The organism is Shewanella sp. FeAMO (assembly GCF_053653955.1).
In genome coordinates, this window is sequence record NZ_CM132201.1 from 4,199,447 (window position 1) to 4,223,518 (window position 24,072).

Sequence of the window (24,072 nt, forward strand, 5' to 3'; positions counted from 1 at the left end):
TCACCTTAAACAAAAGCCCCGATACGGTTAAGTATCGGGGCTTTTATTCTTTTGGTTCAGGCTGTTAGGCTTAAGACCAGCAGAGTATTTTACGTGGGATAAATCTTGTTAGAGCAAGGCGCTTTACCGCGACGTTTAGTGAACTAAACGAGTGGTGAAGCAACACAGCTATCACAGATTTAGGCCCGTAAAATTTACATCATGCCGCCCATTCCGCCCATACCACCCATACCGCCCATATCAGGCGCAGCCTCTTCCTTTGGCAGCTCGGCTACCATGGCTTCGGTGGTGATCATTAGACCGGCTACAGAGGCCGCGAACTGCAGCGCAGAACGAGTAACCTTGGTTGGGTCCAGGATACCCATTTCCAGCATGTCGCCGTAAGTGTCGTTGCCGGCGTTGTAACCATAGTTACCGCTGCCGTTCTTAACGTTGTTGGCAACAACAGAGGCTTCTTCACCTGCGTTGGTGGCGATCTGGCGCAGTGGGGCTTCCATGGCGCGCAGGGCGATAACCACACCGTGCTTCTGATCTTCGTTGCTCACGTCCAGCTCACCAATCTTGGAGGCAACGCGAACCAGGGCAACACCGCCCCCAGGAACCACACCTTCTTCAACAGCGGCGCGGGTAGCGTGCAGCGCATCTTCAACGCGGGCTTTCTTCTCTTTCATTTCTACTTCGGTAGCGGCACCGACTTTGATTACCGCAACACCGCCGGCCAGCTTGGCCATACGCTCTTGCAGTTTTTCTTTATCGTAATCTGAAGTCGATTCTTCAACCTGCTGCTTGATCTGGGCAACACGGGCTTGAATTTGAGACTCTTCACCGCTGCCATCTATGATGGTGGTGTTGTCTTTGGTGATAACCACGCGCTTGGCGGTACCCAGGTCTTCCAGAGTGGCTTTTTCCAGCTCCAGGCCAATCTCTTCGGCGATAACAGTACCACCGGTCAGGATAGCGATATCCTGCAGCATGGCCTTGCGACGATCACCGAAACCAGGCGCCTTAACGGCAGCCACTTTAACGATACCGCGCATGTTGTTGACAACCAGAGTCGCCAGGGCTTCGCCTTCAACGTCTTCGGCAACAATCAGCAGTGGCTTGCCTGTCTTGGCCAGACCTTCGAGGATAGGCAGCAGCTCACGGATGTTGGAGATCTTCTTGTCAACCAGCAGGATGAATGGGTTGTCCAGTTCAACAGAGCCGGTTTCAGCCTTGTTGATGAAGTAAGGAGACAGGTAACCGCGGTCGAACTGCATACCTTCAACTACGTCCAGTTCGTTTTCCAGCGCCTGACCTTCTTCAACTGTGATCACGCCTTCTTTGCCCACTTTTTCCATCGCGGTGGCGATGATTTCACCGATAGACTCATCAGAGTTGGCAGAGATGGTACCTACCTGAGCGATAGACTTGGAGTCGGAGCAATCCTGAGACAGGGCTTTCAGCTCGGCAACGGCGGCGATTACAGCCTTGTCGATACCGCGCTTCAGATCCATTGGGTTCATACCGGCGGCAACGGCTTTCAGACCTTCGGTCACGATAGCCTGGGCCAGTACTGTGGCGGTAGTGGTACCGTCACCGGCAGCGTCGTTGGCCTTGGAAGCAACTTCCTTAACCATTTGCGCGCCCATGTTTTCAAACTTGTCTTCCAGTTCAATCTCTTTGGCGACTGAAACACCGTCTTTGGTGATCAGTGGTGCACCGAAGCTCTTTTCCAGAACAACGTTGCGGCCTTTAGGGCCCAGAGTCACTTTTACTGCGTTAGCCAGAACATTTACGCCCGCCAGCATTTTTACGCGAGCGTCATTGCCAAATTTTACTTCTTTAGCTGCCATGTTGATTATCCTTAAATTTTTCGATTACTTTGGAAGGTTTTCAATGGTTCGAGTGGCTTATTCCACTACGGCCATCAGGTCAGCTTCTGACAGGATCAGGACTTCTTCACCGTCAATCTTCTCTTTCTTGACACCGTAACCTTCGTTGAAGATCACTACGTCACCTACCTTCACGTCCAATGGCTTAATGTCACCGTTTTCGAGGATGCGGCCATTGCCAACAGCCAGTACTTCACCACGGGTAGACTTTTCGGCTGCGCTGCCGGTCAGTACGATGCCACCGGCCGAAGTGCTTTCAACTTCCAGGCGTTTGACGATCACGCGGTCATGTAATGGACGAATATTCATCTATGGATTCTCCTAATGATTTTTGCCCAATATGAGGCGGTTCATGGTTTATGTAAAAGACGGCCAGGCCAACAGGCTTTAGCCGCTTGATGTTGGCTTATATGGGGCCGGATTTGGCACTTCCAAGGGGACAGGTCAAAATTTTTTGAAAATTTTTGACCCTCGTTTTTTAAAGCCGGGGCAATCCTGTTAGAATCGCGCTTCCGCACGATTTACTTCATCCATTTCACAAGAGGCAGATACGGGCCATGAGAGACAGACACGGGCTGCTCAGTCAGCCGATAGGTCGTGTACTGCTTAATATGAGTGTTCCCAACATGTTAGGAATACTCACCGTGCTGGGCTTCAACCTGGTAGACACCTACTTCATCAGTAAGCTGGGCACAGAGGCGCTGGCGGCAATCAGCTTCACCTTCCCTGTGACCCTGGTGGTGTCCAGTATTGCCATAGGCATAGGCGCCGGGGTGTCCACCAATCTTGGCCGCCTGATAGGCGCCGGGCACGCCCCCAAGGCCAAGGTGTTTCTGCACGACGCCCTGCTGCTGACCTTTATTTTGACTGCCGGGCTATCCTTGCTGGGCAGCTTGTGTATCGACCCGCTGTTTTCCCTGCTCGGCGCCAAAGACGACATACTGCCGCTGGTGCATCAGTATATGAATCTCTGGTATCTGGGGGCGCCGCTGTTGGTGGTGTTGATGGTGGGCAATCAGGGCCTGAGGGCCACCGGCGATACCCGCTCACCGGCGGCAATTTTGTCGCTGGCGGCGCTGATTAACCTGATCCTCGATCCGCTGCTTATCTTTGGTATCGGCCCCTTCCCCAGGCTGGAAATTCAAGGCGCCGCAGTGGCGACCCTGATCTCCTGGTTGGTGGCGCTGTCGCTGTCCAGTTACCTGTTGGTGGTCAAACGCCATATGTTGGTGGCCGCGGGTTGGTGTTTCAGCCGCTTTGTCGATAACTGGAAACAGCTGGCCCATATAGCCCAACCGGCGGCGCTGATGAATATGATCAACCCCCTGGCCAACGCCGCGATTATGGGGATGCTGGCGCGGATAGATCACGCCGCCGTGGCCGCCTTCGGTGCCGGAACCCGGCTGGAGTCCTTGCTGCTGATTGTGGTGATGGGGCTATCTTCCAGCCTGGTGCCCTTTATCGCCCAGAACCTGGGTGCCGGTCAAAAGGAGCGCGCCCGCGAGGCACTGCTGCTGGCGCTGAAGTTTGTGCTCCTGTTCCAGACTCTGCTGTATATCCCGCTGGCGCTGCTGGCGCCGCAAATTGCCGCCCTGTTCAGTACCGACCCTCAGGTGCTGGAATGGCTCAGTTTCTATGTTCTGGTGTTGCCCGCCGCCTATGGCCCGCTGGGCGTGGTGATCATAGTGGCCACCTCGCTCAACGCCTATCACAGGCCTATGGCCTCGCTGGTACTGAATCTGTGTCGCCTGTTCCTGCTGATGCTGCCGCTGGCAGCGCTGGGCGCCTTCCTCGGCGGGGTAAAAGGCCTGATGCTGGCACTGCCGGTAACCAACATACTCATGGGCATTGCCAGCTATTATCTGGCCAGCAACATCAGCGAACCGCAAAAAATCAAATCCCCCTGCCCCAATGAGGGATGATAAAGGACAGGAGACAAGGATGGCCAAACGTCTGACCCAAGAGCAGTTTTTCAGGGCCTTTGAATGCGCCGAGAGCGGCGCCATCTGCGATACCGAGCAGTTAAAGGCACAATTGGCAGACCCGGAAATCGGCGCCGCACTGGCGGCTATTGCCGGTGAATTTGCCAAGACTGCCGATAGCCTAATGACCATAGCCGAACTGCAGAGCATGGAAGAGCTGCATTATGTGGCCGCCAATCTCAATTGGGACAACGGCCTTGCAAGCCCGGCCGCCATACTCAATCACCCTCTCTGTGATGCCGGCACTGCCTTGCTGCTCTACTGGTATGGGCAGGGATTTTTCCATTCCAACCCGGCAGACGCTGAGCCGGAGGAGAAGGCGCTGTTCGACCGCCTGATAACCCGCTTCTGCCAGGGGGATTTCGCCAGCTATCGCATCGCTTTTGATGCCATCAAAGAAGACATGTTGCCACCTCTGAAACAGATGCAGCAACGTGGCTGGCAGTTTCCTGGCATCTTACTGGCGCCCTACAGCACCATGGAGATAGCCACCTATCAGGGCGACTATCAGACTTGGGTTAATCAATTGCTCGGCAAAGGCTGAACAAGTCCGATCTCTGTTAGCGGCGCTTGCCCGGTATCCTCTATACAGCTTTAATCGCCGCTTTTTCGGAGCCTTCCCCATGCCCTTTGTGCCTTCTGTCGATTTGCTTATCTGGCTAGCACTGATGTTGGCGGTGCCTTTTGCGCTGCTGCGCCGTTTTCCCATCGCACTCTTGCTGCTCGCCACCAGCCTGCTACTGGCGCTGTTTTTGGGCCGCATTGCGGCGCCGACTCTGATACTTGTGGGCCTATTGCTGGCGTTGGCATTCAAGTTGCCACAATGGCGCCAGCGGTTTTGCCGACAGGCAAATTCAGCCAAGAGTACGGCGGCGAATAATGAGGCAAACGAGCAGGGCCACATACGGCTCAAGCAGTTTGCCGTTTATGGCGCCCAGGGCTTGATACTGCTGAGCGCCGTGGCACTCACAGTGCATCTGCTGCCGGGCTTTGACAACCTCAAGCTGCTGGATAAAGTGCAAGCCAGCAGCGGCAGTGCGCCTTTCAGCATGTATCTCAACCTGGATAAGCCGCTGAGCCTGTTCCTGTTGCTGCTGGCCTGGCCGCTGGTTGCGGGTACGCCGACATCTTTGCCAAGGCGAAACATAGTCCTGCTGGCCTTGCTGTTTGCCGCCACGCCCGCGCTGCTGGGGTTGGCAAGTTTAAGCGGCGCCATCAATTGGGATCCCAAGCTGCCGGGCTGGTGGTGGCTGTTTGCGCTCAATAACCTGCTGCTGACCTGCGTCGCCGAGGAGGTGCTGTTTCGCGGCGCATTGCAGCAGTATCTGGTCAAGCGCGGCGGCGCCCTGCTTGGGGTAACGCTAGCCAGCGTGCTATTTGGGCTGGCGCATCTGGCCGGGGGGTGGACTCTGGTGCTGTTCGCCGCCCTCGCCGGTGTTCTCTATGGTTTGGTGTTCCAGCTGAGCGGCCGTTTGTGGCTGGCGGCGCTGTGCCACTTCTGCCTCAACTTCTGCCATCTGCTGCTGTTCAGCTACCCTATGGCGCTGCCGCGCTAGCCGCGCCACAAGGTTTGGGGCGATAGGTTTTAGTGCAGCAGGCTTTTACCAAACAGGCTTTACCCAAGCTGCCGCTTGAGAGGGATGGCTGCACCATCAAACCCGGGCCAACTGCCGAAGCCTGGCAAGTTCAGTCGCGGCGCGCTCGAAATCAAAGGCCTGCACCGCCCGCTGCAGCCGCTCAAGCGACTCGCGCCAAGGCTGCAGTGCCGAATGCTGAACCAGGGCATCGACCTGCTCCAGGGCTTCTGTGTTGTATTCATCCAGGCTCTGGTGCAGGGCATCGAACTGGGCGGCAAGTGTGGTCGCAGACGCACTTGAGCTGGAACTGCCTATTGGAGACAGTGTCTCAAACGTCTGAGGCTTTAATGACGGCTTTAATGACGGCTGCGATGATAGCTGCGATGACGGCTGAGACGACGGCTGAGATGACAGCTGGGGCAAGGCTTCCAGGGCGAGAACCAATGCCTCAAGAGCTTGCAATAGACTGTCCAGCCGAGTCTGTATCTGCGGCAAGTCGGTTGGATTATCCTGCTCCTGTTGCTGACCAAACTGCGAGCCGAGTGCTGTGGCTATCCGGCTATTCAGTGCCAACTCCAGGGCACCGGCGCACTCGGCCAGCTCAATGGCGCCGATATTGGCGGCCGAGCCCTTGATACTGTGACTCAGAAGCTGCAGCTGCGGCCAGTCCTGGCGCTGCATCGCCTCTGCCAATTCAGTTGCCAACCCCTTGCCAGTGTCGCAAAAGAGTTGCAGTAAGCGCAGGTAAAGCGCCTCATTGCCGTTGCAACACCTGAGCCCGGCGTCCTTGTCCAGCCCGGGAAACTCGGGTAAGCCACTCGCAGGTATAGATTCAGCAGGCAATGCCGCTGCCGGATTTTCTTGCCTGGGTTTGACCCAACGCGCCAGCGCCCCATAGAGCACCTCGGCCTGAATCGGCTTGGTGATATGCTCCACCATGCCTGCCGCCAGCGCCTTTTCCCTGTCCCCCACCATGGCGTTAGCCGTCATAGCCAGCACAGGCAACCCCTTCAGCGCCGGATTGGCACGAATAGCCCGGGTCGCCTGATAGCCATCCATCACAGGCATCTGACAGTCCATCAGCACGGCATCGAAGTCTTGCTGCTGCAGTAGCTCCAGCGCCTGCTGCCCATGCTGGGCCAGCTTGACCTGCATCCCCGCCTGACTCAATAGCGCCAGCGCCAACTCCTGATTGAGCGGGTTATCTTCCACCAGCAGGATACGGGCGCCCTTGAGTTGTTGCCTTATGTTCACATGTGTTCGCGGCTCGTCGGAGCAACAAGGCGTTTCGCCGGACAGCGCCAGCAAAGATCGCAGCGCCGTCAACTGACCACAGGGAGTGTAGGGACGCAGCAATCTCTGCTCACCGCCGATACGGCTCAGTTGTTCATCCTGACTCAAGTTCCCCAGCAGCCAGACTCCGGCATGGCTTGGCAATGGCAACGCCGCCAGGGCGTCCGGGCATTCGCGGCTCATATCCAGCAGCAGCGGCAAGCCTTTGAGCTTGGCTTTTCTGTCTGCTTCGAGGCCGCCCAACCATTCGCCAAGCTGTTGCAAACTATGGAAACGCTGCAGCCTGATGCCGAGCTGGCGGCACAGCCAATGCCAGTGTCGGTACTCGCCGTCATCACTGCTGACCAGAGTCACCTCATGACCTCTGAGTGGCGCGTAATCGGCCAGATAGTGGTACTCGTTCCGGCACGTGAGCTCCAGCTCCAGATAGAAGCGGCTGCCCTCACCTTCGCGGCTCTGACACCAGATGCGGCCATGCATCATCTCGCTCAAGCGCTTGCAGATAGCCAGCCCCAGCCCGGTACCACCATACTTGCGGGAGGTGGAGGCATCCACCTGCTCGAAAGAGTCGAACAGGGTTGCCAGCTTGTCCTCAGGAATACCTATGCCGGTGTCCTGAACACAAAACTGCAGCCGCACCTTGTCCCCCTGGCGATGCAGCAAACGGCCCCGCAGGCAGATTTCGCCGCCTTGTGGAGTAAACTTGAGGGCATTGCCCAGCAGGTTGGTAAAGATCTGATTGAGCCTGAGCGGATCCCCCAGATACAGGCGCGGCATATCCAGCGGCAGCTCCATTCGCAGTGCCAGCTGCTGCTCATCGGCCTTGAAGCCCATCACCCCCACCAGTTGCCCCACAAGTTCAAACAGATCCAACTGCCGCTGTTCCAGTTCCAGCTTGTCGGCCTCTATCTTGGAAAAATCGAGAATGTCGTTGAGGATCCCCAAAAGCGACGACGCCGCCTGATGCACCTTGTCGAGATAGTTACGCTGACGACCGTCCAGCTCTGTCTGCAACACCAGCCAGGACATGCCCAGAATGGCATTCATCGGCGTGCGGATCTCATGGGACATATTGGCCAGAAACTCGGACTTGGCCCGAGTGGCCGCTTCGGCCAACTCTTTGGCATGGGCCATTTGAGTCTGCACCTGCTTGTTTTGAGTGATATCCACCACCCAGCAGAGGCTGGCGGCCTGGCCGTCCAGCTCGGTGCGATAGAGACTCAGCTGCACATCCCGAAAGCCGCCCTCGTCGGAGAAGATACGGGTCTCTATGGTCACGACATCGTTTTCCCCTTCCAGCCGCTGCACCGCTTCAGTGTAGGCCTCCGGCTCGGGGAACCAGGGCTGTAGCGGTTGCCCCAGGCGCATTCCCGTCATCCGGGTCATGGGCTCGTTGACATACCTGAGCACACCGTCAACGGCAATCCACACACCGACCGGACTGTTGCCCAGCACCTTCTTGAGAATGTCCCGCTCCCGCGCCAGTGACTGCTGCATCTGCCGCTTCTGGGTCAGGTCGTGGTAGGAGCAGAGGATCAGCGAGCGTTGCTGCAGCATCACCCGCACCAAGGTACCTTCAACCGGAACCCTGCGCCCATGAACCCCGAGCAAGTCGCCATAGAAGCACACTTTACCTTGGTTCAAGACCTGCTTCAGCCTTTGGTCCACCTGTTGACGATTCCCCGGCGCCGGGTAGTAATACCAGTCCGGCTTTTGCCCCAGTAAGGGGGATTTTTCCTCACGCCCCAGCAGTGCCAGCATCGCCTGGTTGCAGTCGAGGATAGTTCCCTGGCTGTCGGCCAGCACACAGGCATCCACCGCCGAGTCAAACAACGCCTGAAACCTCTGCATACTGGCCTTCAACTCGGTTTCCACTCTCAGCCTCTGCTGCACCTCGCGGTTGAGACGCCGGTTCCAGCGCCAAAACAGCAACAGCAAGGTGATGGTGAGCGCCGCTGCCACCAGGCTCCATTTGAGCACCTTACTGTGATGTATGCCGAAGTCGTACTTGACGTTGATCCAGCGGTTCTGGATCTCCTGCGACTTATAGGTTGGGATCTGTGCCAGGGCCTTGTCGAGAATAGATGCCAGCTCAGGCCAGTCTTTGCGCACCGCCATCGCCACCTGGAACTTATACTCGGTATCGCTGGCGAGCCAGAGTGGGCTGTTGAGGTGAGTGCCCAGATAGTGATTGGCCGTGGGCAGGTTGGTAAATACGGCAGCGACCTGGCCTTTTTCCGCCGCCCGCATCATGGCTTCGATGGAGCGAAAACGCCGCAATGTCATCTGCGGATAGTCCCGCCGCATCACCTCTTCGGTGACATCATCCTTGAGTACGCCCAGAGTTTGCTGCTGCAGATCTTTAAGGCCATTGATCTTCTTGGCATCGTGACGGGTAAGCAGCACTCCGGGGAATTCGGCCAGCGGCCGGGTAAACAACATATGCTCCTGGCGCTCGCTGGAAGGCGAAGCCAGACTCAGCATGTCTACCTCGGTATCCTTCAGCGCCCGGATATTCTTGTCCCAACTGAGCTCATTGCGGACATTGAACACCAGCGGCAGGAAGCGATCTATCTCGTAGAGAAAGTCGGCCATCATGCCCTGATGTACGCCCTTCAGGCTGAGAAAGTCCACCGGCGCCGCATCCGGTGCAACCCCGACATCCACCACCTGATGCTGTTGCAAAAACTGCAGTTCTTCCGGGCTCAAACGGGCAATAAATTCGTGCACGTCCAGATCCGGGATCAGGTTTTCCAGTCGAAAATCCAGCGACATGATCCTGGGGTTAGCGGCCATGGAGATCTGGGAAAAGTCGGGATTGAAGTTGCTGACATCAAACAGTTGCCAGTAACGATTGAGGTTTTCGCCATTAATGGCGATCAGGTTGAGATACTGATTGAACGCCTGCCCGGACAGATCCACGCCGCGCAGATGATCCGCCAGCATCACCAGGGCAAAGGCACCTTGAAACTCCACCCCACCAATGCCTGCGTGGATTCTGCCTCCGCGCATCGCCTCGGCAATATCGGCATCCCAATTACTGGTACCCAGCAGCAGCCCCTCTTCCTCGGCTTGTTTGGCAACTGCCAATGCCATCACCGCATTCATGGCCAATACCGCGTCCAGGCCCTGCTGCTGAACCAGCGCTTGCTTCAAGGCTCGCTCGGCATCTCTGGCGCGCCATTGGGTGTATTTCACCGTTAGCTTCACCGGCTGCGGCAGGATATCCAGATAAGCGCGGATCCCCGCCAGTTGCTGTTGCACCTCGGGGTCGGACTCAGGCCCGGCTATCACCAGCAGTTGCAATTCGGGTTTCTCAGGATCGGCTTGCTCCAGCAGTTGCCGGGCCAGCATGCTGCCCAGCACCTTGCTGTTGGCCGTGACACTGCCAATCCAGTTGCGGTGCATTACATGGGGCTTGTGTGTCGACTCGGGAAAGGAGGATTTGATGGTAACTGTCGGCACACCATAACTGTCTGCCAATGCCAACAACTCTTTACTCTGCTCACCAAAAGGGGAAAAGATCAGCCCGGATGCCCCCTGCTCCAGCGCTTCGCGCCCGATAGACAGTTGATTCCGCCCCTTGGCATCGCAAAAGCGAACCTGCAGATCCAGCTTGAGATCCTGCGCCGCCATTCGGGTAAAGCGTTCTACCCGCTGCCAAAATGGGCTGCCGTCTTCCAGCAAGAGCACCACCTTGGGCGTTTCCGACTGTGTCCCATCATCAAGCTGCAGCGGCAGATCGCCCACCTTGGAAAACCCAAAGGGGCTCATGCAAATCAGCAGACAAAACAGCAACAGGGATTTTCCCATTATTTATTCCTTCGTGCTTGTGCCAAGCAGAGTAAAACGGAGTCGGGTGTCAGATTGCTGACACTGCCTCAATTCGGGCATCAGCTGTCTAAAAAAGGCGCATATCTTGCGCGAAAGCCGCGATGGATGCCAAAGATAATTTGGCTTTAGTGAAGTGGATCGCCCCAAAGAAACAAACTGATACAACATTAACTGCTGAAAAGTGCCAAAATCTCAGCGCCTTTCAGATGAATATGGCATAAAAGGTAAATAGAATGTGACAGGATATTCAATATAACAAGGTGGTGACAGGAAGTTTCAGACACTAACTCGACCGCCCCATTGGGCACTGAGGAGATATATGCAAACTTTCGACAAGGCCTGCATTCTGGCCGTGGACGATACCGCCGACAATCTGCAACTTATCCATGCAGTACTGGCCAAGGATTATAGTCTGCGCGCCGCCACATCCGGTGAAAAGGCCCTGGCCATGCTGGATCAGGGGCTGGAGCCCGATCTTATCCTGCTGGATGTGATGATGCCCGGCATAGATGGTTTTGAAACCTGTCACCGCCTGAAACAGCACCCCAGATCGGCGCAGATCCCGGTGATCTTCATCAGCGCCAAGAATGAAGTGATCGACGAGCAAACCGGCTTTGAGTTGGGGGCCGTGGATTACATCTCCAAGCCCATCAGTCCGGCTATCCTCAAGGTACGTATCGCCAACCAGCTGGCATTGGCCAATCAGGCCAGGCAACTGCAACAACTGGTGAAGCTGCGCACCCGGGAGCTGGAACAGACCCGTCATAAGATCATTAACCGCCTGGGGCGCGCCGCCGAATATCGTGACAACGAAACCGGCCTGCATGTGCAGCGCATGAGCCACTATTGCCGGGTATTGGCCCGGCAGTTGGGCGCCTCTGAATCCTGGGTCGAGCTGTTGTTCAATGCCGCGCCCATGCACGATATCGGCAAGATAGGTATTCCGGATCATATTCTCTTGAAGCCGGGCAAGCTGACGCCGGAGGAGTACCGCATCATGCAGGGGCATACCAAGATAGGCGCCGATATTCTCGGCGATGATGCCTCACCTTTGCTGCAAATGGCGGCGGAAGTGGCCCGCAGCCACCACGAACGCTGGGATGGCAATGGCTACCCCGAGGGTTTGCAGGGCAATGCCATTCCCCTCAGCGCCCGCATAGCCGCCATTGCCGATGTGTTCGACGCCCTGACCTCGGAGCGGCCTTACAAGAGCGCCTGGAGCAACCAGGAAGCCTTTGCCTACCTCAAGAAGGAGGCCGGAGGCCAGTTCGACCCACAGTTGGTGGCAGCCTTTTGTGCCTGCGAAGCTGAATTGCTCGACATTCAACAGCGCTTTGCCGAGCAACAGCAAGGGCCCAAAATAGGCAAGCTGATACAGCCCCCTGTCGAAGCCCTTTCGGCCTAGTCTCTGCCGACGTAGAGCACACATGGGACTGGCTCGCACCTTCCTTAGAGATTGGCAACGCCACCATCGACCAGTAATTCGGTGCCGATGACAAAACGCGACTCGTCGGATGCGAGGAACACGGCCGCCTTGGCGATTTCCCAGGGCGTTCCCATACGACCTATGGGCACCAGTTGCCGAATCTCCTGCTGCAGTGCCTTTTGCTCTTCAGCAGCCAGCCCCAACTTACCCAAAGCCGCAGTCTCTGTCGGCCCGGGGCTTAAACAGTTGACTCTGATGCCAGACCCAAGCAGCTCTGCCGACAGGGTTCGCGCCAGCGACAGCAGCGCCGCTTTACTGGCGGCATAGGCACTGCTTTGCACCAGGCCGATATGCGCGCTGGTTGAACCACAGAGGATGACAGAGGCCGGGTTTGCCAACAGAGGCAAGAGTGATTGGATAAGAAAAAACGGCCCTTTGAGATTCACCGACATCAATCTATCCCAGGCGGTTTCGTCCCAATCCGCCAATGGCAGATGAGTAACGTTTCCGGCATTGGCATACAAGACGTCCAAACGCGGCCACTGGCGGCTGAGCGTTTGTGCCAATTCCCGTTGTGAGTTTATATCGCCGGCATCACAGCAAATGGCCAAGGTGTTACCCCCCAACTCTTCCCGAACCCGGTTGAGGGCATTGATGTCGCGCCCAGTAATGGCAACCTTGGCCCCCTCGGCAAGAAACTGTCGTGCGGTTTCCAGGCCTATACCACTGGTCCCCCCGGTAACCAAGGCGAACTTATCTTGCAGTCGTTTCATGCATACCTCCCTCTACACTGTTGGAGGGCGCATTTTATTTACAATAGTATCCATTGTATAGTAGGCACCCTTTTGATACTAAAGAGGCATTTGGATAGCTATGTCTACCGCAGAGAGTTCTCAGAAAACAAGTTTAACGGCCGCGCCCTCCTATGAGTTGGATAGCTCTGAACCCTGTCCTATGGTGAGCTTTGTCAATCTCATTTCGGGTAAGTGGGCCATCCCCATTCTCTATCGCTTGATAGTGATCGACTCTCCGGTACGCTTCAGTGAATTGCAGCGGGCCGTAGCCCCCATTACGCAGAAGGAACTGACGCGGCAATTACGCCTGTTTGAACGTCGCAAACTGGTGCAGCGCAAGGTTTACGCCGAAGTGCCGCCGCGTGTGGAGTATCGAATAACCCTATTGGGGAAGTCTTTGAAACCTACCTTGGATTCACTGGCCGACTGGATGCGAACCAAGGGCGCAGATTTGGCTGACGATAGTTGAGAATACGCTGCCGGCCTCTTCACTTTTTGAGGCAACAGGCTGTTTGCCGGCTATGAGAAAAAAAGACCTTCCGAGCGGAAGGTCTTTTTTATCAGTGTTTGTGCTGATCACCGGCTACCGGGCCGATCATCGTCTTGGCTTTCCGTATCCTGCGACTGAGGGCCGTTTTCACCTCGCTGTGGGCCATTTTCACCTCGCTGAGGGCTATCTTCTTCCAGCTGATGGCTCTCCCCACCCAGCTGATGGCTCTCAGGACGCTTATCGGAAGGGTCAGCCTTGCGCTCAAATTCACCTTCGAACACATCACCGCCCTGGCCTCTTTGATGTGGCGGCTCAAAGGGGTTGGCACCGGCTCTGAACTGAGCACCGGCAACCACCTTGAGCTGCATCCGCTGATAGAAATAACGCGCCAGCGGTGCCCGGGTGATTGGAGTCAGCAGGATAAGGCCGATAAGGTCGGTAACAAACCCTGGAATAAGCAGCAGAATACCAGCCATGGCCAGCATCATGCCCTCGACTATCTCTTGCCCCGGCGCTTCACCGGCGGCCAACTTTTTCTGTACCGACATCAGGGTACTCAAGCCCTGGCTGCGAACCAGAGAAACACCGACCACCGCGGTGAGGATCACCAATGCCACTGTGTTCCAGCTGCCCAGAACTTCGCCGACCCGGATAAGCACCGAGAGTTCGACGACAGGGATCAGCACAAAGATGATAAACATTATCAGAAATGGCATGTAGGCCTCATTTTTTGCAGTAGTTGAAAACTAAATGGGGATAACTCGGTCTGATTTCAAGTCCGCAGCCTGCCCCGGGTTTGACGCCTGAGCTCACTGTTTCAGCAAAGCCTTAATGCAAGCTTGCGGCAAAACACGTAAAGTAGACGCTCGATTTTAATCCCCTTGGCTTAAGTCAGGTTTAATTTAACCCGCTCATTATGGACATAAAATCTCAACAAGCGCTGCTGGTTTTTTGCAGTTGCCCGGATACAGACAGTGCCAAGAGCCTGGCCGCAACCTTGGTGCGCGAGTCGCTGGTGGCCTGTGCTCAGGTGAGCCAGACTGTGGATTCGTTTTATGTCTGGCAGGGCGAACTCTGCCAGGAGACTGAAGTCAGCCTGCAGCTCAAGTGTCTGGCCAGCGCCTACCCCAAGCTGGAGCAGAGAATACTCGAACTGCATCCCTATGAAGTACCTGAAATTATTGCTGTGCCCATCAGCCATGGGCTGCCCGCCTATCTGGATTGGATAAAAGACAACACTAAGCTATGAAGAAAATACTTACCCTGCTGCTAGGCAGCCTGTTGCTTCTCAGCCCTCTGGTTCAGGCCGATGGGATCTTTGGCAACAAGCAATTCGATTTTCTCAAGAGTGAACCTGAGCTGATGCCCGTGGATCAGGCCTTTGCCTTCGACTTCAGTCAGCAAGGCAATAAGGTCAAGCTCAGTTGGGTAATAGCCGACGGCTACTACATGTACCGCGACAAACTCAAGTTCAGCATAGATGGCGGTGAACTGGGCGAGATAGCCCTGCCCCAGGGCGAGGGCCACACGGATGAGTATTTCGGTGAGCAGCAGGTGTACTACTCCTTTATCGAGATTCCAGTTGCCATTAAGGAGGCGGGTGAAGCCGCCAAGTTGTCCGTAACCTTTATGGGCTGCGCCGAGGGCAAGCTCTGCTTCCCGCCCACCACCCGTGACGCCCTGCTTAAACCTGTGGCGGCCAATGATGGCATACTGCCCGATGCCGACAAGGGCGCAGATGCCCAGGCGGCTCCCAAGGGCCAGGCGGTGACCCAACAGGATAACCTGTTGGATAAACTGCTCTCCGGTGACAGCACCCTGCTCAACTATCTGACCTTCTTCGTGTTGGGGATAGGTCTGGCGCTGACTCCCTGCGTGTTCCCCATGTATCCCATTCTATCGGGGATTATTGTCGGCCAGGGGCAGAAAGTCTCTACCGGCAAAGCCTTTACCCTGTCGATGGCTTATGTGCAGGGAATGGCTATTACCTATTCGCTGCTGGGGCTGGTAGTGGCTTCGGCCGGTCTCAAGTATCAGGCGGCGCTGCAACATCCGGCCGTGCTTATCACCATAGCCGTGCTGTTCGTGGTACTCAGTCTGTCTATGTTTGGCCTCTATGAGCTGTGCCTGCCCGCCAGTTGGCAGCAGAGGATGAACAGCCTCTCCAATAAACAAAAGGGTGGCAATCTGCTGGGCGTATTTGTCATGGGTGTACTTTCGGGCCTGGTGGCCTCGCCCTGTACCACGGCGCCTTTATCGGCAGTACTCGTGTACGTGGCGCAAACCGGCGATCTGCTGCAAGGCTTTTTGACCCTCTATATTCTCAGCATGGGCATGGGTCTGCCGCTGCTGCTGATAGGCACCTCGGGCGGTAAGTTGCTGCCGCGCGCCGGCACCTGGATGAACATCATCAAGCATGTATTCGGTTTCCTGCTGGTGGCCGTGTCCATCATAATGCTGGGCCGCATCTGGCCTGGATTGGTGTCGGATCTCATGTGGTCTGTGTGGGCCATCGTCTTTGTCGGCTACCTGATGCACCAGAACAAGCTGAGCCAGTTCAACTGGAAACAGACGGTGCGCAGCGTGATCCTGACCCTTCTGCTGCTGTCGAGCTTTTCCTATGGCCTCCAGGCGGTAATGAGCGCCATGGGTTACCACTTCATGGGGCAACAGCAAGCCGAGCATCATGCCTTTAAGCGCATCAAGTCGCTTGAGGACTTCAAGGCCGAACTGGCGGATGCCGAGGCGGCCGGCAAGCCGGTGATGCTGGATCTCTACGCCGATTGGTGTGTGGCCTGTAAGGAGTTTGAGCAGATCACCTTCAAGAATGCCGAGGTTAAACAGCGGATGGAACAGATGGTGCTGCTGCAAGCCGATGTGACCGCCATGGATGAAACCGATGTCGCTCTGCTGGAGGCCTACGATGTGCTGGGGCTGCCGACACTGTTGTTTATCGATGAACAGGGCCAGTTGAAGAATGAGTTGAGAGTGACAGGTTTCATGGGCCCGAAAGAGTTTGCCGCCCACCTGGATATTTTGCTCAAAAACTAGCGTTCAACACGCCGACATTTCTGAAAAAGCGAATTTATCAGCAGATAAGTTCGCTTTTTTATTTAAATTTAATGCTCTTCTTATAGAATACTCTTTAAACAGCTAGCCTCCTTCCTGAAAGAGCAAAATGGAACCTGCAATTCTCGTTATTACCTTGGCCTGCGGTATGCTGGTCAACCGTATCAATTTACCACCGCTTATCGGCTACCTGGCCGCCGGCTTTGTGCTCTATACCATGGGCATAGAAAATGAAAGCCTGCCGCTGCTCAACCAATTGGCCAGTCTGGGTGTGACCCTGCTGCTGTTTGCCATAGGTCTCAAGCTGGATATCCGCAGCCTGTTCAAGGCCGAAGTCTGGGCAGGCTCCAGCCTGCACCTGATGTTGTCCATGGTAATCTTTGTCCCCATTCTCAAGCTGCTGGGCTTGATTGGTCTGGTGCAATTGACCAATCTCACGGTCGAACAGCTGACCCTGCTGGCCTTTGCCCTGAGCTTTTCCAGTACTGTGTTTGCGGTCAAGGTGCTGGAAGACAAAGGCGATATGCAATCTCTCTACGGCCGGGTCGCCATAGGTATTCTGATCATGCAGGATATCTTTGCCGTATTATTCCTGACTATTTCCAAGGGCGAATTTCCGTCGATATGGGCCTTGGCACTGCTGTTGCTGCCTCTGGCCAAGCCGCTGATATACAGGGCCTTTGACAAGGTCGGCCACGGTGAACTCCTGGTGCTCTTCGGCCTGGTAATGGCTTTGGTGGTCGGCGCCTGGCTGTTTGAGTCCGTGGGGCTGAAACCGGATCTCGGCGCGCTGATCATCGGCATACTGCTGGCTGGGCACAAGAAGGCATCCGAGCTGGCCAAATCGCTGTTCTACTTTAAAGAACTGTTTCTGGTGGCCTTCTTCCTCACCATAGGCCTCAACGGCCTGCCGAGCATGACAGATATTATGCTGGCGGTGCTGCTGGTGACTCTGGTGCCGCTGAAAATTCTGCTGTTTGTCTATATCCTTACCCGCTTCAAACTGCGTTCCCGTACCTCAATGCTGGGCTCATTCAACCTGGGTAACTTCAGCGAGTTCGGTCTGATTGTGGCTGCCGTGGCCACCAGCAAAGGCTGGCTGCCCGCCCAATGGCTGGTGATCATTGCCGTGGCCCTGAGTCTGAGTTTCGTGCTGGCGGCGCCGCTCAATGCCATGGTGGGCAGCATCTACCAGAAGTATCAGCAGAAGCTGGTCAAGCTCGAGAAGCACCCACTGCATCCGGAAGACAGGCAGATCCCCGTGGGCAATCCGCGCTTTCTTATTCTGGGTATGGGGCGCATAGGCTCAGGCGCCTACGATGAACTCAAGGCCAGGTTTGATGGTGAGATCCTCGGCATAGAACATAAACAGGAGTTGGTGGACTTCCACCGCGAACAAGGGCGTAATGTGGTACAGGGCGATGCCTCGGATACCGACTTCTGGGAAAAACTCGACCGGGCTCCGGCGCTGGAACTTGTGCTGCTGGCAATGCCGTACCACGCGGGTAACATGTTTGCGGTTGAACAGCTCAAGAAACTGGATTACCAAGGCAAGATCAGCGCCATAGTGCAGTATGGTGATGATGCCGTGGCCCTGCGCGAATCCGGCGTTCACAGCGTTTATAACCTCTACGAGGCCGCCGGTGCCGGTTTCGTTGAGCATGTGGTCTGTGAACTGCTGGCGGCCGAAACCGTCAATGAATCGCCCGCCAAGGAAGCCGCATCCTGATATTTTTCGGCATAATTTGGCCTCACTCAGTCCGCTAACGGCGAGTGAGGCTTTTCTCTTGTTCCCATAGATATCTCCTTAATCTGCCCTTGGGCGCAATCCGAATAAAAATCTCACTTACACCTCAGTGACAGAAATGATATAACAACAGAAAAGCAGTCATTTATGTTGCTGTTCGAGCGTTTTTTTGCGGAATCCATAAGAGCATGTCGAATCCTGCCCCCAGCGTTACCAAACTCTTTGTCAAAACCTTCGGCACCAAGCCGGATGCCCTGTATCAGGCCCCCGGGCGGGTCAACCTTATCGGGGAACACACAGACTATAACGAAGGTCTGGTGCTGCCGGCGGCAATCAACTTTCACACCATAATTGCAGTCAAACGCCGTGACGATGACAAGTTTCGCGCCGTATCGGCTGCCTTTCCCGGCATTTTTGAATGGCACTATGGCGATGAAGGCAGCATGAGCGAGGATGAGGGCTGGGTCAGTTATCTCAAGGGCTTTACCTCGGCCATGGCCCAGAGTGGCCTGCCGGCTCGCGGCCTGGACCTGGCAGTGATCGGCAATGTGCCGGCCAACGCCGGATTGGCCTCATCGGCCTCGCTGGAAATCGCCTTCGGCACCGCCATCAATGACACCAGTCAACTGCACTTGTCGCCGCTGGCGATTGCACAACTGGCGCAGCGGGGCGAAAACCACTATGTCGGCTATGGCTGCGGCATCATGGATCAGATCACCTGTGCCATGGCCGAAGCCGGGTCGGCACTGCTGATCGATTGCCTGGATCTGGACTGCGAGAGCGTGCCCTTCCCAGACGATCTCAGCCTGCTGATCATCAATTCCGGCTTGCCCTCCATCGCCCACAGCACAGAGTTTGGCGAGCGCCGCTTGCAATGCGAGCAGGTGGCCGGTCATTTCGGATTGGATACCCTGCGCCACTTGTCACTCAGGGCGTTGCAAAGCGCCGAAGATGAACTGGACCCGGTTGCCTTTCGCCGTGCCCGCCATGTGATCAGTGAAAACCAACGCACCCAGAGCGCCTGCCGCGCCCTGGAGCAGGGCGATATCGCCAGGCTCAGCAAACTGATGGCCGAATCACACCGATCGATGCGCGATGACTTTGAAATCAGCCATCCGGCGATAGATACCCTGGTGGAGCTGATAGCCGAAGTCGTCGGCGAACGCGGCGGAGTACGGATGACAGGCAAGGGCTTTGGCGGCTGCGTCATCGCCCTGGTGGAACATGAGTTGACCGACAAGGTGATAGCCGCCGTCGAGCAGCAATATCCGGCTAAAACCGAGCTGGAGGCCAGTGTGTACCTATGCAGCCCCAGCGACGGAGCCAGCCGCCTGGACTGAGTTGTAGCCCTAAAGCCAAAAGGAACTAGCAGATGATACGTTTCAGCGCACTCGACAGTTGGGAAGATCCCCGCGGCGGCCAGATAGAAAGAATCAGAATCGACAACGGTACTCTGGCGCTGGAAGTGCTCAGTCTCGGTGGCATTATTCGCTCACTGTGGGCGCCGGATCGCCACGGTGAACGAACCAATATCGTGCTTGGCTGTGACTCTGCAGCCGATTATCTGGCCCAGGACGCCTGTTTGGGGGCTGCTGTGGGGCGTTACGCCAATCGCATCAAGCAAGGTCAAATCCACGGCCGCGGCAAAGCTTTTTCTCTGGATAAGAACTTCAACGGCCACTGCCTGCACGGCGGCCGCGAAGGCTTTCATCGGCGCCTGTGGCAACTGGGCACACTGCCGGACGGGGTGCGCCTTAGCCTGATAAGCCCGGATGGCGACATGGGCTTTCCCGGTGAATGCCGGGTACAGCTGGACTATCGTTTGGCGGGCAACAACCTGTTTGTTGAGTTTATGGCCTCAAGCAGCCAAGACTGCCCGGTGAGCCTGACCCAGCACAGCTATTTCAACCTCGATGGCCGGGCGGATATCGCTGAGCACCAGTTGCAACTCGATAGCAACAAAGCCCTGGCAACCGACTCTGAAGGCATTCCCTGCGGCATAGTCGATACCCAAGGCAGCATGTTGGATCTCAGTCAGGGCAAGGTACTCAAGACGCTGCTGGGGCAGCCGGAACTAGCCGCCGGCCAAGGGCTGGATCACTGCTTTATCAGCCGGCAACAGAAAGATGAGCTCTGGCGTGTGGGCCGTTTGAGCGCGCCGCTATCGGGTCGCGGCCTGACACTGTATACCAATCAACCCGGAGTGCAACTTTACACCGGCGCCGGGCTCGAAGGCGTCAAGGGTCGTAAGGGCCAGGCGATGAAGGCCTGGCAGGGTGTCTGTCTTGAGCCGCAAATGCTGCCGGACGGCGCCAATCAGCCACAGCTGCACGGCGATCCCTGGATAACACCCGGACAAGTCTATCACCATTTGAGCCGCTACGAGTTCGATACCCAGGCATGACCAAACTCTATTTCAACGCCGAGGATCTCGGTCAGATCAGCATAGGCGCCTTTGCCTTGTCCGTGCCCATCTCTTTTTCCGAGGAGGCCTGGATGCTGGCGGCCAATCTGCCGATGGTGAATCTGGTGCTGGTGGTGGTATTGAGCCTGAGCTTTATCGCCCTGTTTGCTTATCAGAGTGTGTTTCAGGCCAATATCAAGGCCAGGGTGTGGGTGTTCTGGCTGCGGATCCTGCTGGCTTATGCCCTGACCTTGCTGGTGGTGAGTGTCGTCTTACTGGCCCTGGATAAATGGCCATTGTTGAGCGATCCCTTACTGGCGCTGAAGCGCACCCTGCTGATCGCCATGCCGGCCTCTATGGGCGCCATCATAGTCGATAGCTTCGATAAAGAATAATCGACTATCGCCGGATATTGATTGTCGTATTTCATTGACATCAAAATTCAATTTAAAATTTCATCATCAATAAAGGAAGATCGGGTTAAACCTACATCATTCACCCCATATTGGCTTGGGTTGTATAGTTTAATTTCTGCCAGTATTTGCTGTGATGAAAAATCGGACAATTATTCATCTTTAACCCAGCTATCAAATTGTCATACCAAAGCTAAGATTCCATTCCAGTACTGGAACCAAATGCAAACCACTGGCGTTCAAGGCGATTAATGGCTCTGCGATTGACTTATGCACCAAATAATCCATCATCCCTGGAATTTGGAAAATACATCTCTTTTCAAGAGGTACTTTAGATAACTTATTATAGTCCAGTCGGCAATTCCTTGGATTTATTACTTCACCATCCTCTAAAATCCCAGTGTATTTTCCATTATCAAAGTCATAAGCATCAATATCATTATCTACGACTAAAATTGAATATGAATGTACATTTCCATCATTATGAGTATATAAAGCTGGGAGTAACTGAACCTGATAAAGATCAAAGTATTCCAGCACTTTACTTATTCTGTTTGACAGTAATGGATCACTTAATGCAGTCATTGCTTCGATCAGCGGAATAGCCTCATTATCATCTGCCCCAGATTCAACCTGAATAGGCATTTTAAGGCAAGTCGGTTGTCTAAAAGTTAAATAATGACTTTTACTGCAGGAAACATAAGGGGAAGGCACCTTTCCAGAGCCACATATCAGTACATAATATTCTTCGTTAATATCTGGTATCATTATTCTCCAACTTATAAATCATCGTCTTAAAATGTCAGCGTTCGACTTTCCGGTATACCCGGACCATCGCTTCAGAGAACTGAAGTCGGACGGCCGGGCATAGGGATATCAGTCGTCGAAGCTGTCATCCCAATCGTCATCGAAATCATCACCCATGTTGTCGGCTTCGACCTCGACCTCAGGTTCCGGCTTGGGCTTACGCGCGGGAGCGCTGTCTTTGACGTTGTTCAGATTGACTCTGGCCTGCTGCTTTTGCATAAACTCGCTGCGGACCGCTTTGAATGCACTACCGAACTCACGCTCGGCAGCCTTGGCTTCATCCTCACCCAGATCATGCAGGTTGGGTTTAACTATATCTTCCACGTATTCAATAATCGCATTACGCTGAGAGTTGAACAGGTAGATACGTCCAGGAGATGCCTCGGGTAACTGATTGTCATGGACGACGATAGCATTGCCACGTGCGGTTCTGAGCTCGCCATACCAAACTTGTTTCTTTGCAGTGTTATACATATATGCCAATACCCTTAAATCAACACATACACCAGAGAAGTTGCCAATAAGTCGCTGCGCATAGTGCCTGGACTTGCTCGCGCCTTCCCTAAAGTTTTTCGGCCAAAGAAGCGCACTACTGCTCACTTTGCCACAATAGGTTTCCACCTTTGGGAGGTGGAGTTTTCAAGTGCGTATTCTTACAGAATCTTTCCGAGAATCAATGCTACAAACCGTGATTTTTCCAACTAAATAACGATTAATTTTTCATGACAGCACCCTCGAGTGCTCTCACAAAGGACTTTAGCCCAAATTTCCATCAGGGCAAGTTGAATTTTGCACGCAAACGCCTTAAGGCTGCATGTTACAGCCAAACAGCGGCGACAGAGAAAAAGCTGCCGAGCGAGTGTTCAGCAGCCATAGGGTGTTGAGCGTCAGTAGCTACTTACTTCAGTGTCAGCACGACCTTGCCCGAGTGACTTCCGGATTCCAACAAGTGGTGTGCCGCAATGCACTCTTGCAGCGGGAAACTGGCAAAAATATGTGGCTTCAGGGCACCTTCATTCAATAACGGCCAGACCTTGGCCTTGAGCTCGGCAGCAATCGCCGCCTTGGCCGCTACGCTTTGAGGCCTCAGAGTCGAGCCGGTCCAAACAATACGTTTGGCCATCAGGCGAAAGATATCCACTTCAGCCTTGGCCCCCCTTTGCATGGCAATGGACACCATGCGGCCATCACAGGCGAGTACCTTGAGATTCTTGTTGGCAAAGTCTCCGCCTGCCATATCCAGCACCACCTCGACACCCTTGCCCAGGGTCCAGTCCAACACAGGCTCGACAAAGTCCTGTCGGCGGTAGTCAATCGCGAGTTCGGCCCCCAATTGCTGACACCAGGCGCATTTCTCAGGACTGCCGGAAGTCACCAGTACCCTGGCGCCAAAGGCCTTGGCCAGCGCTATGGCGCTGCTGCCGATCCCCCCCGAGCCGCCGTGGATGAGCACTGTCTCGCCTTGCTGCAACCCGGCTCGCATAAACAGATTGCCCCACACAGTAAAGAAAGTCTCGGGAATCGCCGCGGCTTCTTCCAGACTCCAGCCCCTGGGAATAGGCAAACAATGATCGGCCCAGGTGAGCACATACTCACTGTAACCGCCTCCCGGCACCAGGGCACAGACCTCCTGCCCGGTCTGCCATTGTGCTACGCCCTGCCCCAGCGCCACTATCTCGCCGGCCACTTCCAACCCCAGCACGGGGGAAGCGTCTGCCGGCGGCGGATAGTTGCCTTTACGCTGGGCCAGATCCGGGCCATTGACCCCGGCCGCCGCTACCCGTATCAGCACCTGACCCGGACCGGGTTTGGGGATCTCCACATCCGTCAGATAAAGCACCTCGGGCTGCCCGGGTGTGTCGAAAGTCACCTGTCTCATACACTGCTCCTTGATAACTGAGCCACTGCCGAAAAATTTGCCTCTGACGTTAATCCAGAGGCCAAGCCTGGCAGAGACTGATACCTGTAGCCAACACAGTAGCAGAAGCCGCCTCAGGCTCATACTCGCGCGAAAAAGTCCCATCTATGCACTGCATCGACTTACAGGCCTGGATGCAAGGCGTGCTTCACAGCAAATGGCTTCAGTCTTTTGCCAGAAGCACAACAAAGCCGCCAGGCAAAATTCAGCCTTGGCGAATTTAAATGTAAATTCTATTAATTTCATTGCGTTATAAATCTATCCTAGCTCGCGGTGACCAAGGAAATCCTCGCTGTTTTCCCTTGGAATAAAAAATAGACAATCTTATATTGTATATTTTATTCTTTTACTTCTATGATGAAACACTGATTTACCCTGAATAAAGTGTTGTGCACAGTCAGGCAGTATCGGCAAACGGCGCAGGAGGTCACTTTAACCACTAAA

General features: G+C 55.1%; 19 protein-coding genes. 11 read left to right on the forward strand and 8 right to left on the reverse strand.

All coding sequences use genetic code 11. From position 1 onward, the window contains the following. Positions 1–194 precede the first annotated feature (194 nt). Both groL and ACWAU4_RS18855 read right to left on the reverse strand, forming a co-directional pair. Positions 195–1,835, reverse strand: coding sequence for a chaperonin GroEL (gene groL / locus ACWAU4_RS18850; protein ID WP_028780602.1), 1,641 nt, complete (start codon positions 1,833–1,835; stop codon positions 195–197). A gap of 57 nt (positions 1,836–1,892) precedes the next feature. Beyond that, complete coding sequence (locus ACWAU4_RS18855) at positions 1,893–2,183, reverse strand: co-chaperone GroES (protein ID WP_025010152.1); 291 nt, start codon at positions 2,181–2,183, stop codon at positions 1,893–1,895. A gap of 248 nt (positions 2,184–2,431) precedes the next feature. Here ACWAU4_RS18855 and ACWAU4_RS18860 point away from each other — a divergent pair, with 248 nt between their 5' ends. The 3 genes from ACWAU4_RS18860 (at position 2,432) to ACWAU4_RS18870 (ending at position 5,412) form a co-directional block, all read left to right on the forward strand. Next, a complete protein-coding gene (locus tag ACWAU4_RS18860; protein ID WP_096141062.1) occupies positions 2,432–3,796 on the forward strand; it encodes an MATE family efflux transporter in 1,365 nt (454 codons plus the stop codon). Between the two features lie 19 nt (positions 3,797–3,815). Next, a complete protein-coding gene (locus ACWAU4_RS18865; protein WP_208125128.1) occupies positions 3,816–4,400 on the forward strand; it encodes a DUF4274 domain-containing protein in 585 nt (194 codons plus the stop codon). Positions 4,401–4,479: 79 nt separating this feature from the next. Further along, the gene (locus tag ACWAU4_RS18870; protein ID WP_208125129.1) at positions 4,480–5,412 is read left to right on the forward strand and encodes a CPBP family intramembrane glutamic endopeptidase; all 933 of its coding nucleotides are present in this window, start codon (positions 4,480–4,482) and stop codon (positions 5,410–5,412) included. A gap of 96 nt (positions 5,413–5,508) precedes the next feature. On the opposite strand, the gene ACWAU4_RS18875 is transcribed toward ACWAU4_RS18870, so the two are convergent. Beyond that, positions 5,509–10,539, reverse strand: coding sequence for an ATP-binding protein (locus ACWAU4_RS18875; RefSeq protein WP_208125130.1), 5,031 nt, complete (start codon positions 10,537–10,539; stop codon positions 5,509–5,511). A 340-nt stretch (positions 10,540–10,879) separates the two neighbouring features. Between ACWAU4_RS18875 and ACWAU4_RS18880 the strand changes: the two genes are divergently transcribed. Beyond that, complete coding sequence (locus ACWAU4_RS18880; protein WP_208125131.1) at positions 10,880–11,965, forward strand: HD-GYP domain-containing protein; 1,086 nt, start codon at positions 10,880–10,882, stop codon at positions 11,963–11,965. A 44-nt stretch (positions 11,966–12,009) separates the two neighbouring features. Here ACWAU4_RS18880 and ACWAU4_RS18885 read toward each other — a convergent pair whose 3' ends face one another. Beyond that, the gene (locus ACWAU4_RS18885; RefSeq protein WP_208125132.1) at positions 12,010–12,759 is read right to left on the reverse strand and encodes an SDR family oxidoreductase; all 750 of its coding nucleotides are present in this window, start codon (positions 12,757–12,759) and stop codon (positions 12,010–12,012) included. 100 nt (positions 12,760–12,859) lie between these two features. On the opposite strand from ACWAU4_RS18885, the gene ACWAU4_RS18890 reads away from it, so the two are divergent. Continuing rightward, positions 12,860–13,249, forward strand: coding sequence for a winged helix-turn-helix transcriptional regulator (locus ACWAU4_RS18890; protein ID WP_144220969.1), 390 nt, complete (start codon positions 12,860–12,862; stop codon positions 13,247–13,249). Positions 13,250–13,356: 107 nt separating this feature from the next. Here the strand turns inward: ACWAU4_RS18890 and ACWAU4_RS18895 are convergent, their stop codons facing one another. Next, on the reverse strand, positions 13,357–13,986 hold the full coding sequence (locus tag ACWAU4_RS18895) for an FxsA family protein (RefSeq protein ID WP_144220968.1): 630 nt from the start codon (positions 13,984–13,986) through the stop codon (positions 13,357–13,359). A 200-nt stretch (positions 13,987–14,186) separates the two neighbouring features. Between ACWAU4_RS18895 and cutA the strand changes: the two genes are divergently transcribed. The 6 genes from cutA (at position 14,187) to ACWAU4_RS18925 (ending at position 20,885) form a co-directional block, all read left to right on the forward strand. Then, positions 14,187–14,519, forward strand: a complete 333-nt coding sequence (cutA, locus tag ACWAU4_RS18900; RefSeq protein WP_145839159.1) for a divalent-cation tolerance protein CutA — start codon at positions 14,187–14,189, stop codon at positions 14,517–14,519. Continuing rightward, positions 14,516–16,321, forward strand: coding sequence for a protein-disulfide reductase DsbD (locus tag ACWAU4_RS18905; protein WP_208125133.1), 1,806 nt, complete (start codon positions 14,516–14,518; stop codon positions 16,319–16,321). The genes cutA and ACWAU4_RS18905 overlap by 4 nt, the downstream gene beginning before the upstream one ends. Before the next feature lie 127 nt (positions 16,322–16,448). Beyond that, a complete protein-coding gene (locus ACWAU4_RS18910; protein WP_025887992.1) occupies positions 16,449–18,068 on the forward strand; it encodes a cation:proton antiporter family protein in 1,620 nt (539 codons plus the stop codon). 206 nt (positions 18,069–18,274) lie between these two features. Beyond that, the gene (gene galK / locus ACWAU4_RS18915; RefSeq protein ID WP_129979964.1) at positions 18,275–19,426 is read left to right on the forward strand and encodes a galactokinase; all 1,152 of its coding nucleotides are present in this window, start codon (positions 18,275–18,277) and stop codon (positions 19,424–19,426) included. 32 nt (positions 19,427–19,458) lie between these two features. Beyond that, positions 19,459–20,490 (forward strand): aldose epimerase family protein, encoded by a 1,032-nt coding sequence (locus ACWAU4_RS18920; protein ID WP_208125134.1) that lies wholly within the window; start codon positions 19,459–19,461, stop codon positions 20,488–20,490. Next, complete coding sequence (locus tag ACWAU4_RS18925; protein ID WP_025010163.1) at positions 20,487–20,885, forward strand: DUF2391 family protein; 399 nt, start codon at positions 20,487–20,489, stop codon at positions 20,883–20,885. The genes ACWAU4_RS18920 and ACWAU4_RS18925 overlap by 4 nt, the downstream gene beginning before the upstream one ends. A 192-nt stretch (positions 20,886–21,077) precedes the next feature. On the opposite strand, the gene ACWAU4_RS18930 is transcribed toward ACWAU4_RS18925, so the two are convergent. From ACWAU4_RS18930 to ACWAU4_RS18940, 3 genes are all read right to left on the reverse strand, one after another. Continuing rightward, on the reverse strand, positions 21,078–21,671 hold the full coding sequence (locus ACWAU4_RS18930; protein ID WP_208125135.1) for a hypothetical protein: 594 nt from the start codon (positions 21,669–21,671) through the stop codon (positions 21,078–21,080). Positions 21,672–21,779: 108 nt separating this feature from the next. Next, complete coding sequence (locus tag ACWAU4_RS18935; RefSeq protein ID WP_025010165.1) at positions 21,780–22,184, reverse strand: hypothetical protein; 405 nt, start codon at positions 22,182–22,184, stop codon at positions 21,780–21,782. 424 nt (positions 22,185–22,608) lie between these two features. Further along, entirely contained in the window at positions 22,609–23,589 is a 981-nt protein-coding gene (locus ACWAU4_RS18940) for an NAD(P)H-quinone oxidoreductase (RefSeq protein ID WP_045283430.1), read from the reverse strand. Positions 23,590–24,072: the final 483 nt, after the last annotated feature.